12 protein-coding genes are annotated in these 13,167 nt (G+C 65.9%); 3 read left to right on the top strand and 9 right to left on the bottom strand.

All coding sequences use genetic code 11. The features are described 5' to 3' along the window. Window positions 1-235: 235 nt before the first annotated feature. The 3 genes from cdd to C3418_RS20110 form a co-directional block, all read right to left on the bottom strand. Complete coding sequence (gene cdd / locus C3418_RS20120; protein WP_010674459.1) at window positions 236-1,117, bottom strand: cytidine deaminase; 882 nt, start codon at window positions 1,115-1,117, stop codon at window positions 236-238. Window positions 1,118-1,343: 226 nt separating this feature from the next. Further along, window positions 1,344-2,030 (bottom strand): LrgB family protein, encoded by a 687-nt coding sequence (locus tag C3418_RS20115; protein WP_010674460.1) that lies wholly within the window; start codon window positions 2,028-2,030, stop codon window positions 1,344-1,346. Next, entirely contained in the window at window positions 2,027-2,386 is a 360-nt protein-coding gene (locus C3418_RS20110; protein ID WP_010674461.1) for a CidA/LrgA family protein, read from the bottom strand. The genes C3418_RS20115 and C3418_RS20110 overlap by 4 nt, the downstream gene beginning before the upstream one ends. Window positions 2,387-2,516: 130 nt before the next feature. Here C3418_RS20110 and C3418_RS20105 point away from each other — a divergent pair, with 130 nt between their 5' ends. Next, a complete protein-coding gene (locus tag C3418_RS20105) occupies window positions 2,517-4,232 on the top strand; it encodes a glycoside hydrolase family 36 protein (RefSeq protein WP_010674462.1) in 1,716 nt (571 codons plus the stop codon). A gap of 58 nt (window positions 4,233-4,290) precedes the next feature. Here C3418_RS20105 and C3418_RS20100 read toward each other — a convergent pair whose 3' ends face one another. From C3418_RS20100 to C3418_RS20090, 3 genes are all read right to left on the bottom strand, one after another. Beyond that, entirely contained in the window at window positions 4,291-4,797 is a 507-nt protein-coding gene (locus C3418_RS20100; protein ID WP_010674463.1) for a hypothetical protein, read from the bottom strand. Window positions 4,798-4,945: 148 nt separating this feature from the next. Continuing rightward, the gene (sbcB, locus tag C3418_RS20095; RefSeq protein WP_010674464.1) at window positions 4,946-6,373 is read right to left on the bottom strand and encodes an exodeoxyribonuclease I; all 1,428 of its coding nucleotides are present in this window, start codon (window positions 6,371-6,373) and stop codon (window positions 4,946-4,948) included. A 178-nt stretch (window positions 6,374-6,551) separates the two neighbouring features. After that, window positions 6,552-7,262, bottom strand: coding sequence for a metallophosphoesterase (locus tag C3418_RS20090; RefSeq protein WP_010674465.1), 711 nt, complete (start codon window positions 7,260-7,262; stop codon window positions 6,552-6,554). 219 nt (window positions 7,263-7,481) lie between these two features. On the opposite strand from C3418_RS20090, the gene mprF reads away from it, so the two are divergent. Beyond that, a complete protein-coding gene (mprF, locus tag C3418_RS20085) occupies window positions 7,482-10,037 on the top strand; it encodes a bifunctional lysylphosphatidylglycerol flippase/synthetase MprF (protein ID WP_103859129.1) in 2,556 nt (851 codons plus the stop codon). Window positions 10,038-10,047: 10 nt separating this feature from the next. Beyond that, entirely contained in the window at window positions 10,048-10,761 is a 714-nt protein-coding gene (locus C3418_RS20080; RefSeq protein WP_103859128.1) for an AcvB/VirJ family lysyl-phosphatidylglycerol hydrolase, read from the top strand. 92 nt (window positions 10,762-10,853) lie between these two features. Here the strand turns inward: C3418_RS20080 and C3418_RS20075 are convergent, their stop codons facing one another. The 3 genes from C3418_RS20075 to C3418_RS20065 form a co-directional block, all read right to left on the bottom strand. After that, the gene (locus tag C3418_RS20075; RefSeq protein ID WP_045524696.1) at window positions 10,854-11,624 is read right to left on the bottom strand and encodes an ABC transporter substrate-binding protein; all 771 of its coding nucleotides are present in this window, start codon (window positions 11,622-11,624) and stop codon (window positions 10,854-10,856) included. Between the two features lie 53 nt (window positions 11,625-11,677). Then, window positions 11,678-12,493: a carbon-nitrogen hydrolase family protein gene (locus tag C3418_RS20070; RefSeq protein WP_103859130.1), complete on the bottom strand. Its 816-nt coding sequence runs from the start codon at window positions 12,491-12,493 to the stop codon at window positions 11,678-11,680. 8 nt (window positions 12,494-12,501) lie between these two features. Then, window positions 12,502-13,167: aminotransferase class I/II-fold pyridoxal phosphate-dependent enzyme (locus C3418_RS20065; RefSeq protein WP_128318361.1), on the bottom strand; the 666-nt coding region annotated here is incomplete at its 5' end.

Below are 13,167 nucleotides of genomic sequence, written 5' to 3'. Positions count from 1 at the left end.
GCATTGTGGGGTCACACACGGGGACCGCAAGGGGCGGGGTGGGGTCTTGGCCCCTTAACCTGGGCTTCCCGCCACCGCAGAGGAGGTCTGCCAATAAGGTCATCGGAGGGAGGCCGCCCTCACATGGGGCAAGAGGGCATCTGATGCACGGCGCCAGAGGCGCAGAGAAAGGGGGTGAGGGGCAGAGAGCAAGAAGGGGAGCCGCAGCTCCCCTTCCCGTTGGCGGATGCCGGGGTCAGACGGCTTTGTACTCAAGCTCGACCGAGCCCAGCGCCTTCAGGGTGGACTGGGCGGAGTCCCGCTGGCTGATCTGGCCATCCTTGCTCTCCAGCAGCACGGCGCGGCGCACGGTGGCGAGATCCTCGCCACCCAGCACAGCGTGGGCGCAGGCCATCTGCATCGGCGGCAGGCTCGGGTTGAAGGCGGCGTTCTCGGCATAGCGGCCGCAGAAGATGCGCCCGTCCTCGAACTGCAGCGCCACCGCGGCATAGCCCTGGCTGTAGGGGGCATAGCTCTGGCGGGCGGCGGCGAGCGCAGCCTGCCACAGGGGGTCGTCGCTCTCGAGCACCAGCTCGTCGTGAGCCTGGGGGCTCATCAGGGCATCGGTGATCTCGAGATCGGCGGGGCCGAAGGAGTGGGGCAGGAAGGATTGCAGCTCGCTGAGATCGTCCGGCAGGGAGACCTTCAGGGTCTTGGCGGTGCTCAGCTCGTTCATGAACTGGCGGCAGTGGCCGCAGGGGGTGTAGTTCACGGTGATCTCGGAGATCCCGGTCTCGCCACCCAGCCAGGCGTTGGAGATGGCGGACTGCTCGGCGTGGACCGAGTGGAACAGCCCCTGGCCCGCGAACTCCATGTTGGCGCCAAAGTACCAGGTGCCGCTCAGGCCGCAGGCGATGGCGCCGACGAAGAACCTGGAGATGGGGGCCACCGAGCAGGCGGCCGCCAGCGGCAGCAAGGCCAGACGCAGGGCCCTGTCATCCAGCCCGGTGGCGGCTTTCAGGGTCGCGACCTGGTCCGGGGTGAAACGGGCCTGGAAATCGTCCCCCAGCATGGGCAGCAGGGCGGCCTGGAGCGGGGCGGAAAGGGTCTCGAATGGCTTGGCAAAGCGGGGATGCATACTGTGTCCTCAAAGGCCAATTGGGGGGCCATTGTAGGGAGCAAGCGCGGCGAATTGTGTGAGCGCGCTCACGCCTTGATGGGTAAAGGGGCGGGGATGGTAAAGGAAACGTTTGTCTTTCGCAATCTGTGCGCCAGCTCCCGGCATCAGGGAGGCGAGGGTATCGGATGGAAACGGTGAAAGGGCACAGAGGCCATGGCCGCAAGGGCGGCCATGGCAACGGGGATCAGGTCAGCCAGTGGTAGAGGGCGAACAGCAGGGGGGCGATGGCCGCGGTCAGCACGCCGCACACCACCATGGCCAGCGACGAGAAGGCGCCCTGGGTCACCCCCTGCTCGGCGGAGGCGGCGGTGCCGATGGCGTGGGCGCAGGCTCCCATGGCGAGCCCCTGAGCCTCGGGGTCGGTGACCCGCATCAGCTTGAGCAGGGGGTAGCCCACCAGGGCCCCCAGGATCCCCACCACCACCACCACGGCGGCGGCGATGGCGGGAATGCCGCCGAGGGACTGGCTGACGCTCATGGCGAGCGGCGTGGTGATGGACTTGGTGGCGATGGAGGCGAGCAGCGCCGGATCCGCCCCCATCAGGTGGCCGACCCCCAGGGTGGTGCAGACCGAGATGAGCACCGCGGTGAGGGTACAGGCCAGGATGGGTGTGAGCTTGTCGCGGATCTGGCGCGCCTGCTGGTACAGCGGCAGGGCCAGGGCCACCACGGCGGGTTCCAGCAGGGCGGTCAGGGGTGAGGCCCCCTGCTGGTACTGATCCAGAGGCAGATCGAGCCAGAGCAGCAGGCCGATGATGACGGCGGTGGGGATCAGCACCGGATTGATGACGGGCCAGGGCAGGCGGCGGTAGAGGGCCCGGGTCATGAAATAGAGGGCCAGGGTGAGGGGCAGGGCGAACCAGAGGATCATGGCTTGTTCATCCTTTGATAGAGGTGGCCGACCGCGCCCAGGATGAGCACGATGCCGAGCACGACGCAGAGCATGATGAGACCGAAGGATTGGCGCAGGGGCTCGAGCCAGGCCACCAGGCCCACCGCCACCGGCACGAACAGCACCCCCATGTGGCGCAGCAGCAGGCCGCCCCCCAGCTCGACCCAGGAGAAGCGGACGATCTGCAAGGAGAGCAGCACGAACAGCAGCAGCATGCCGATGATGCTGCCGGGGAAGGCGAAGGGCAGGATGGCCGCCACGGCCTTGCCTGCCAGCAGACAGGCGATGATGACCAGAAAATCACGAAGGTAGCGCAGGGTGCGTTGCAGCAGCACGGGGGCCTCATCTTGGCAAGTGTGAGCGAGGTCGCAGTTTAACAGGCACGGGGGGGAGGGAACAGGGTCAACTGGCCCGCAGGGGATACAATGGCCCCGGCTTCATCCCCATTCACAAGAAGGAGTTCCCATGTCGACCCCCTCTCTCCTGGCCCGGTTGCGCCAACTGCCCGCCGATCCCGCCCTCCCTGACACCCTGCTGCAAACCCGCCAATGGGAGGGGCCGCTTTGCCGGGTGAGGCTCGACAACACCGGGAGGCAGTCCGAGGCCGTCCACCACTGGCGGCTGTTTGAGGGGGATCTCGGACTTGCGCCCGACGCGGCCATCTACGGAGAGGGGTTCCAGATGCTGGCCCAGACCGGGGGACGCTGGAATGCCCCCGAGCACCTGGGCCGCTGCCCCGATGCGTCTGTCTATCGCATCACCGCCGACCATGGCTACCACACGGTGCACAACCTGCTGCTGGTGGCGCAGGAGGGGGGCTGGCTGCTGCTGGCCTTTGCGAGCTGCCAGCGCTTTGGCGGGGAGTTTCGCCTCCATCCCGACGGGCGCCTCGAGATCGTGATGAACACCGAAGGGCGCACCCTGGCGCCGGGTGCGCACTGGCAGAGCGAGGCGCTGATCTGCCTGGAGGGGCCGGACAGGGAGGCCCTGCTCGCGACGCTGGCGCAGCATATCGCCGCCGAGCACGGCTCCTTGGTGGGGGAGGTGCCCACGCGCCCGAGCGGCTGGTGCTCCTGGTATCACTACTACGCGAACGTGAGCGCGGCGGACATTCGCGAGAACCTGGCGGTGCGGGCCGAGCGTTTCCCGGCCCTGCGCTACGTGCAGATAGACGATGGCTATCAGGCCAGGATGGGGGACTGGCTCACCCCTTCCGCCAAGTTCGAGGAGGGGGTGGCGGCCCTGGCAGGGGAGATCCGCGCCGCCGGTTGCGAGCCTGCGCTCTGGGTCGCCCCCTTTATCGCCGAGCCCGGCTCGCAAGTGTTCCAGCAGCACCCTGACTGGTTCGTGAAAGGGGAGGATGGCCTGCCGCTCCCCTCGGAGCGAGTCACCTACGGGGGCTGGCGCTGCACCCCCTGGTACGTGCTGGATGGCACCCACCCCGAGGTGCAGACGCACCTGGAGCAGGTATTTCGCACCCTGCGTACCCAGTGGGGCATTCACTACTTCAAGCTCGATGCCAACTTCTGGGGGGCCATCCACGGTGGTCGCTTCCACGACCCCGCCGCCACCCGGGTGGAGGCCTATCGGCGCGGTATGGCCGCCATCCTGCGCGGCGCCGGGGAGGGGGCCTTCCTGCTCGGCTGCAATGCGCCGCTGTGGCCGAGCCTCGGCCTGGTGCATGGCATGCGGGTGAGCGATGACGTAGAGCGCCAGGGCCCCCGTTTTCGCCAGATAGCGCGAGAAGCCTTCTGCCGCGCCTGGCAGCACGAGCGGCTCTGGGTGCTGGACCCCGACTGCGTCTGCCTGCGGGATATTCCGGGCCAGCACGGGAGCTGCGCCGAGTACGACTTCCACCTGGCCGCCCTGGTGGCGAGCGGTGGCATGGTGCTGGCGGGGGACAGATTGCATGATCTGGACGCGGCGCAAGGGGCGCGCCTTGGCAAGCTGCTCGCCCTGTGCGCCGCGCGCACCCCGGCGGCCCGCTTCGAGGGGATGGCATTCGAGCGCGGGCGGGTGGCGCTGCCCGGGGGCGGCGAGCTGCTCTGCCTGTTCAACTGGGGGGAGCACCCCTGCGAGTTCCCGTTGGCGCCGGGGGGCACGGACTTCTGGGACGAGACGCCCCTGGGGAGCACCCTGGTGCTGCAAGGGGGGCAGGGGGCGGTGATCCGCTACCCCTGATGGCGTTGCACTGCAAAAAGGCTCCCTCGGGAGCCTTTTTTATGTGGCGAAATGGTCTCTAGAAGTGCCACTCCATCCCGATGGCGTAATTGGCGGAACCATAGCCCGGGATCTCGTTGCTGGAGGCGAGCGCCTTGACGGTGAGGCGAGTTGTCAGGGGGATGCCGAGCCCCATGCCGATGGCGATCTCGTCGCTCTGATCCCCCATCATGTCCACCCGCAGGGTGCGATAGAGGGAGAGATCCTGGCTCATCTGGGCATAGATCTGGGACGACTTGTTGTAGAGCTGGCCGAACACCTCCATCTGGAAGCCGTTTTGCGGCGTGATGGCCAGGGGAATGCCGGCGAAGCGGTAGAGATCCGAGTGGTTGAAATAGCTGTTGGTGATTTGCGGGGTGAAGTCGGTCTGCTGGTAGAGGGTGCTGAAGTTGTGCTCGATGAGCCGGTAGGTCTGCTCCGGCAGGCGCAAGAGGTAGTCTGGCACCTCGAACCGGGCGCCAGCGAGGGCGGCCTGGGGCAGCAGGGCACAGGCGACGAGTGTCAAAGCAGGCAGAGCTGAACGCATAAAACGAGAGTTCCCCAACAGTCGAAAGCACGGCATCCATGCCGTCAGCGCATCTAAATATTCACACTATCAGGAGCTTGGGCTCCCTGCCCATTATGTCGCGAGCCGGGGAAACGCATCGGTTTTTAACTGTGAAACGGCTCACATCTCATAGATTTTCAAGGTAGTGATAGAGACTCTTTAGAATCGCAAAGTTCCGTTCGTTCCCCTGGTTCTGTTCCGCCAGGGCTTCCAGGCGCGGCACATAATCCGGCAGACGGCGGCTGAAGTAGTCGCTGCAGTGCAGGCGCCAGCGCTTCTGCTCCGCTTCGCTCAAGGTGTGGGGCCAGTTGCGGGCGCGGTAACGGAACAGCATCTCGGGCAGACGGGGATCCGTGAAGGCAAACTCCCGCTCCCCCAGCAGATCCGCCGGGGTGGCGCGCACCAGATCCATGGTGGACTTGTCGCCGTGGCCGAAGAAACCGGCGTAGAGCTGGGTGTCGGGGTCGCCGTCATTGCTGCCGGCAAACTCCTGGTTGAACACCTCCACCAGTTTTTCCCGCACCTCGGGGTGGGCCCGCAGCAGATCCAGGCTCTTGCGGCACTGAGCCCGGTTGATGCCCAGCTCGTCCGCCCGCTCCGGCGTCAGGGTGGCGGCCGGGGCCAGCACCGGGCACTTGTTGATGTGCACCAGTTTGACCGGAATGCCGGCCAGATCCCCCAGCTCCTCTTTTTTGGTGTAGAGGCGCTCGCGGATCTCCTCGCAGGAGAGCTCGATAAGCGGAGTGGGGTCACGGGTCAGATCCACCATGATCACCGCGTTCTGGTTGGTGGGGTGCCAGGCGAGCGGCGACACCCAGCTTGCACACCCCTGCCAGGGGGAGAACATGCCGGAGACGTGCACCAGGGGTTTCATGGTCACCACGTCGATGAGGGCCTTCACCTTGTTCTTGTTGCGAAGATCAAAGAGGTACTCGAAGAGCTTGGGCTGAGCCTTTTTCACCAGCCTGGCCATCTCGATGGTGGCCAGCACATCCGAGAGCGCATCGTGGGCGTTGGCGTGGGCCACGCCGTTGGCGACGGTGAGCTTCTCCAGCCTGAAGCTCGGCTTGCCCTCGTCGTCAAACGCCCACTCTATCCCCTGCGGGCGCAGGGCGTAGCAGGCCCGCAGCATGTCGAGGATGTCCCAGCGGGAGTTGCCGTTCTGCCAGGCGTAGGCATAGGGGTCATAGAAGTTGCGATAGAGGGTGTAGCGGGTCACCTCGTCATCGAAGCGGATGCTGTTGTAGCCGAGCACGCAGGTGCCCGGGGTGGCGAACTCTGCGTGGATCTGGCGGATGAAGTCCGCCTCGCACAGGCCGTCCTTCATCGCCTTTTGCGGCGTGATGCCGGTGATGAGGCAGGCTTCCGGCTCCGGCAGGTAATCCGCCGGCGGCTTGCAGTAAATCACCAGCGGCTCGCCGATGACGTTGAAATCCCCGTCGGTGCGAATGCCCGCAAACTGCGCCGGTCTGTCTTTGGCCGGACTGATGCCGAAGGTCTCGTAGTCGTGGAAATAGAACGTGGGCCCGCTGGCCGGGTGCGCTGATGTGCTCATGTTGCTCGAAAGGAGTGTCCGATGACGGCGGCGCCTGGCGCCTGGGTGGGGGTGCCATGCACCGCAATTGCCTGCATGGTAAACCATCGCGCTGGCAGAGCGAAGTCCGGGGCGTTCGCCTGGCGCTTTAATGGGCAGTGGGCGTTGTCCGTGAGCCTGATCATCCCATCGGTCCGGCTCAGGGCAGGGGAAAGTGAGGGGTCAGGGTATTGAGGTCCAGCAGGGTGAAGTAGCCGCCCTCCTCGGGATACCAGCCGCCGGTGTCGATGTAGTGGACGTTGCCAAGGCGCACCGGCTCCCTCACCGGGGTGTGGCCCACCACCAGGGCGGCGAGATCCGCGACCCCGCTCTCGTCCAGCCGTTCGATACGGCGCCTTGACCAGAGGCAGACGTTCTTGATGGCCCGAAGCCGTCCGCCGCTCACCCCGGCATCGAGTTGGTCCAGCAGCCCCTGCCAGGAGGAGAAGGGACAATCGGCGTGAAGCAGCCCGACCGGACCGGCCGGGGTGGCCACCTCGATGACCAGGGGCAGGCTGCGGTAGTGGACGGCGAACGCCGCCTGCTCGGCAGGGGTCAGGTGCTGAAACCAGCCGCCGCCGTTTCGGATCCAGTTCTCCCGATCGCAGCTCTCGTAACGGCAGACGTAGTCGTCGTGATTGCCGCAGACCGGGTGAAACCAGGGTCTGGCCAGCCAGTGGATCACCTCGCTGCACTCGGGCCCGCGATCCGCCAGATCCCCGACGCTGAAGAGACGGTCCCGGGCGGGATCAAAATCCAGGGTGTCGAGGGCCTGCTGCAACAGGGCGAAGTGGCCGTGGATGTCGCCGACGGCCAGATCGCGCCCCAGGGCGTTTTGGGGGAAGCGTCTTATCAGGGGGGAGGGTGTCATGGCGTCTCCTGCCTCTATCCCGGACGGGGATGTTTTGTCTGCCTGTACATAAGGTTACAGAAGAAAAGTGGCGAGCGGGCAGGGCCTGGTAAATCATAGGATTGCCCCCGTGAACGTGCGGCGTCACGCGCCGCCTGTGGGGGAGTCACTCCGGGAGGGCGCCTTGTCCGCCCGCTTTCGGAGGCTCTCTTTCTCCACGCTTTTTGACAGGAATCTTGAATGCGGCGTCAGCTGTTGATCTGGATAGGCCCCCTGTGCAGCCTGCTGCTGCTGGGGGCGGCCTTGACCGTCCTCTATCATTTGACCCACCTGTGGCACTGGCACGACATCCGCCAGGCCATCTGGTCACAACCCTTGCCGCAGTTGGGGGGCGCCCTGCTGCTCACCCTGCTCAGCTATGGCTGCCTCTGCTGCTATGATCTGCTGGCACTGAAGGTGCTGGACAAACGCCTGCCCTGGCAGCAGGTGGGGATGACCTCCTTCATCGCCTACACCTTCTCCAACACCCTGGGCTTTGCGCTGCTCACCGGCTCCTCGGTACGCTACCGGCTCTACTCCTCCCTGGGGCTTGGCACCGGGGAGGTGGCCAGGGTAATTCTCTTTTGCTCCATCACCTTCTTCCTCGGTCTGCTGGGCTGGGGGGGCAGTGCCCTGCTGCTGGGGCAGGGGGCGGCCCTGCTGGTGGACTGGCCCCGCTGGGCGACCGGGTTGTTGCAACTGGCGGGGGGCCTGGCCCTGCTGACGGTGCTGGCATATCTGGTGTGGCCGGGGGCAGCCCTGGTCTGGCGCGGACACCCGCTGTTCCTGCCGCGCATCAGATACCGCCTGCTGCAACTGCTTATCGCCCTGCTTGACTGGATGGCCGCCGCCGCCGTGCTCTATGTGCTGCTGCCATCGGGCAGCGTGCCCTATCCGGTGCTGCTCAGTGCCTTCGTGCTCTCCAGTCTGCTCGGGGTGCTGGCCCATGTGCCGGGGGGCATCGGGGTCTTCGAGGCGAGCATGAGCCTGCTGCTCACCCACTATCTGCCGGTGGACAAGCTGCTCGCCTCCCTGCTTATCTACCGCTGCGTCTACTACTTCCTGCCCTTCCTCTGTGCCCTGCTGCTGTTCGCAGGTCAGGAGCTGCTGCAACAGCGGGCCCGCCTGCACCGGCTGCAGGGGGTGATGATGGCGACCCGGGAGTTTGTGCCCGCCCTGGTGAGCATGGGTACCTTCGCGGCGGGTACCCTGCTGCTCTGCTCCGGGATGATCCCCACCATGAGGGGGCGGATCGAAGCCTTCCTGGAGGTGTTGCCCCTGCACCTGCTGGAGCTCTCCCATGTGCTCGGCAGCGTCAGCGGCGTGTTGCTGCTGTTGCTGGTCCACAGCCTCTACCGCCGTCATGACGGGGCATTCAGGATCACCCAGTGGCTGCTGGGACTTGGCATGCTGTTCTCCCTGTTCAAGGGGTTTGACTGGGAGTCGGCCCTGCTGATCGGGGGCTTCTTGCTCATCATCACCCCCTGCCACTCCCTCTTTTATCGCAAGGGTTCCCTGCTTCACGCCCGGTTTACCCCTTCCTGGCTGATGTCGGTGGGAGCCGTGCTGCTGGGGGCCTTGTGGTTGCTGCTCTTCTCCTACCGCCATGTGGAGTACGACCCCTCCCTCTGGCTGCACGTCTCGGCCCACGGGCCCGGGGCCGCCTCCCGTGCCCTGCGCGCCATGGGGAGTGTCATCGGCGTGCTGGCGGTGGTCGGGGTGGCCCATCTGCTGGCGCCCTTGCGCCTCGCCGCCTGCAAGCCGGATGCCGAGGTGCTCTCCCGTGCCCATGGGCTGGTGATGCGGGCAGGGGGAGGCCACGGCTACCTGGCCCAGCTCGGGGACAAGTCCCTGCTGTTCCACCCCAGCGGCGAGGCCTTCCTCATGTACGGGGCCGAGGGCAGCAGCTGGATAGTGATGGGGGATCCCGTCGGTCAGCCCTCCCTGGTGGAGGAGCTGCTCTGGCAGTTTCGCGAGCGCTGTGACGAGCACGACGTCAGCCCTGTCTTCTACCAGGTGTCGGCCCGCTATCTGCCTGTCTATCTGGATCTCGGGCTCATCCCCTTCAAGCTCGGGGAGGAGGCCATCGTGGATCTGCCGAGCTTCGATCTTGCCGGCAGTCGCCTGCGCAACCTGCGCCAGAGCCACGCCAAGGGCAAGCGGGAAGGGCTGCGCTTCGAGGTGGTGGCCCCCGGTGAGATTGCCCCCCTGCTGCCCGAGTTGAAGGGGATCTCCGACAGCTGGCTGCACAGCAAGCAGGGCAGGGAGAAGGGCTTCTCCGTGGGCAGTTTCGATCCCGCCTACCTCACCCTCAACCCGATGGCGCTGGTACGGCGGGAGGGGCAGATCGTCGGGTTTGCCAACCTCTGGATCAGCGACAACAAGGAGAGCCTCTCCATCGATCTGATGCGCTACAGCCTCGACACAGGGGCGGCGCCGGTCATGGATTTCCTGTTTGTCGAGCTCCTGCTGTGGGGCAAGCAGGAGGGGTATGCCAGCTTCAACCTGGGGATGGCCCCCATGTCGGGCTTCAACGACAACCCCCTCGGCGGTTACTGGGCCCGCCTTGGCAACACCCTGTTCACCCGGGGCAGCCGTTTCTACAACTTCCAGGGATTGCGGCGTTACAAGGAGAAGTTCGGCCCAAGGTGGGAGCCCCGCTACCTGCTCTGTACCGGTCATCTGGTGCTGCCCCGCACCCTGACCCACCTCGTCTCCCTCATCAGTCGCGGCCCCTTCGGGCTCATGAAGAAATAGGAGTTGGCCCATGAGAGCCATGTTGTTGCTGTTGATTTGCTGTTTCGTCTCTTCGTTCACCTTGCCGGCAGTGGCCGCCCAGCCGGGCCGGATCGGCGCGGATCTGGGGCTGGTGGAGTTGCCGGTGGCGCAAGCCTCGTCTTCCCCCATGGTGGTCTTCATGAGCGGGGATGGCGGCTGGGCGGCGCTGGACAAGGGGCTCAGCGCCCAGTTGCAGGCCCACGGCATGCCGGTGGTGGGTTGGAGCTCGCTCTCCTATTACTGGAAGAAGAAGACGCCGGAGCAGGCGACGGCGGATCTGGTGCGCATCCTCACCGAGTACCAGTCCCGTTGGGGGCGCCAGCGCTGGTTGCTGGTGGGTTTCTCCTTTGGTGCCGAGATAGTGCCCTTCGTCATCAATCGTCTGCCGCCAGCCTATCGCGACAGCCTGGCGGGGGCCGTGATGCTCTCCCCCTCGACGGCGTCGGATTTCGAGATCCACGTCAGCGACATGGTGGTGCACGACAAGGGGGGCCGCTATCCCACCCTGCCGGAGGTGACACGGATCCAGACTCTGCCGCTGCTCTGCGTGCAGGGCGCGGAGGACGACTCCCCGGTCAAACTCTGTCCGCGCTTGCAGCAGCCGAACGTGACGACGGTGACCCTGCCGGGCTCCCACCACTTCGACGACAACTACCAGACCCAGTATCAGGAGATTGCCGGGCACCTGGGCCTGGCCCAATAACGGCGAGAGGCCGGGAAAACGACACAGGGCGGCCAATGGCCGCCCTGTTGCCGTGGCCCCTTGCAACTGTCCAGGGGGCTGGCATGCCGGGATCAGAGCAGATCTTCGAGCTGGTACTTCTTGAGCAGGGTGTTGAAGGTGCCGTCGGCCTTGACGCTCTCGATGGCGGCATCGAAGCGGGCCTTGAGCTTGTCATCGTGTTTGCGAAGGGCCACCGCCACCCCTTCTCCCAGGATCTTGTCCTGGGTGCCGTTGAACTGGGGACCGACGAAGGCGAACTGCTTGCCCATCTCCTTGTCGAGGAAGCCCACCTTCAACTGCACCATGTTGCCGAAGGTGTAGTCGGCGCGGCCGGACTGCAGATCCAGCATGGGGGACTGGGCGTTGACGTAGCGCTTGATCTTGGCCACCTCGCCATAGCGGGCGGTGATGAAGTTGTCCTGGGGGGTGCCCTCCTGCACCGCGATCACCTTGCCCTTGAAGTGGGCCGGATCGTCTGCAAAGTCGGCTGCCTTGTCGCTGCGCCCCACGAAGCGGTTCTGCATCATGTAGTAGACCTGGCTGAAGTCCACTTTCTGGCGCCGTTCGTCCGTGATGTTCATGGAGGACATGATGGCGTCGTACTTGCGCACCTGCAGGCCGGGCAGCAGGGCATCCCAGGGCTGGTTGATCACCTCGCACTCGGTCTTCATGGCCGCGCACAGGGCATAGGCGAGATCGACCTCGAAGCCGCCGAGCTTGCCGTTGCTGTCGACCATCTCGAAGGGGGGATAGGTGGCATCGGTGGCGATCACCAGGGGTTTGGCGGCGGCCTGGCCGGCGGTGGCCAGGGCCATCAGCATCATCAGTGTGTTGAGTTTCATGGTCAGTCCCTTGAAGTGTGGTGTCATTCCTAGCGTGCTAAAGGGTGCCGGCCTCAAGGGCCGACGGCTATCTTGCGATGGGTGAGGGCCGGCAACTGGCTGCGCACCGTGCGCTGTGCCGCCAGATCCAGGGTGGCGATGGCCATGCCCTGACCCTCCTCTACCTGGGCCAGTATCCGGCCCCAGGGATCGATGATCATGCTGTGGCCGAAGGTGCGCCGCCCACCGGGGTGGTGTCCCCCCTGGGCACTGGCAAACACGAAGGCCAGGTTCTCCACTGCACGTGCCCGCAGCAGCAGCGCCCAGTGCGCGAGCCCGGTGGTGTGGGTGAAGGCCGCGGGCAGGGCGATGAAATCGGGGGCTGGCCCCAGGCGAAACAGCTCCGGGAAGCGCAGGTCGTAGCAGATCCCGAGGCGCAGCACGCCCCAGGGCAGGGGATGGCTCACCACCTCCCGGCCCGGGGTCATGGTCGCGGCCTCGTCATACTGCTCCTGCCCGGTGCAAAAGCCAAACAGGTGCAGCTTGTCGTAGCGGCTTGCGAGCTGCCCTTGCGGGTCGATGAGCAGGCTGCTGTTGTGCATCTTGCCGGGCTCGTGGCTGGCAAGCGGCAATGTGCCGGCCAGGATCCAGAGCCCGAGCTCCCGGGCCAGCCCCTGTACCCAGGCAAGCAGGGGGTGATCGTCAACGGGGGCTGCCAGGGCCACTCGCGCCCGCTCATCGACCGGCATCAGGTAGAAGTATTCGGGCAGCAGGGCCAGCTCGGCCCCCTCGGCCGCGGCCTGACGCAGCAACGCTTCGGCCTGGGCCAGGTTGTGGTCAAGGTCATCCCCGGAGACCATCTGGAGGACGGCAACGCGCAGTGAATCCATGGTGCCCCCTAGACGGCGCACAGGCGCTCGGCGCCCGCCAGCAGGGTGTCGTCATCCTTGGAGAAGGAGAGACGGATGACTCTTTGATCCGTGCCGTCGTGATAGAAGGCGGAGACCGGAATGGTGGCGACCCCGTGATCGCGGATGAGCCGCTGCACGAACAGGCTGTCCGGCTCGTCGCTTACCCGCTCGTAGCTTGCCAGCATGAAGAAGCTGCCCGCCGAGGGGAGCAGGGTCAGGCGCGAACCGGCCAGGGCCGAGGCGAGCAGGTCACGCTTGCGCTGGTAGAAGGCTGCCAGCCCCTGATAGTGGGCCGGTTGCTGCAACAGGTGGGCGAAGCCGTACTGCATGGGGGTGTCGGCGGCGAACATGGCGAACTGGTGCACCTTGCGGATCTCCTCCATCAGGGGGCGGGGCGCCACGCAGTAGCCCACCCGCCAGCCGGTGACGTGGAAGGTCTTGCCGAAGGAGAAGACGGCGACGGAGCGCTCCACCAGCTCCGGATAGCGGATGACGCTCTGGTGCAGGGCGCCGTCGAACACCACGTGCTCGTACACCTCGTCCGAGAGGATCAGGATGTCGGTGCCGCGCACCAGGCGGGCGAGGCGCTCCTGATCCCCTGCCTGCCAGACGGTGCCGGTGGGGTTGTGGGGGGTGTTGAGCACTATCATGCG

The organism is Aeromonas sp. ASNIH8, from assembly GCF_002919855.1.
GTDB classification, from domain to species: domain Bacteria; phylum Pseudomonadota; class Gammaproteobacteria; order Enterobacterales; family Aeromonadaceae; genus Aeromonas; species Aeromonas caviae.
This window is presented reverse-complemented; position numbering and strand designations above follow the sequence as displayed.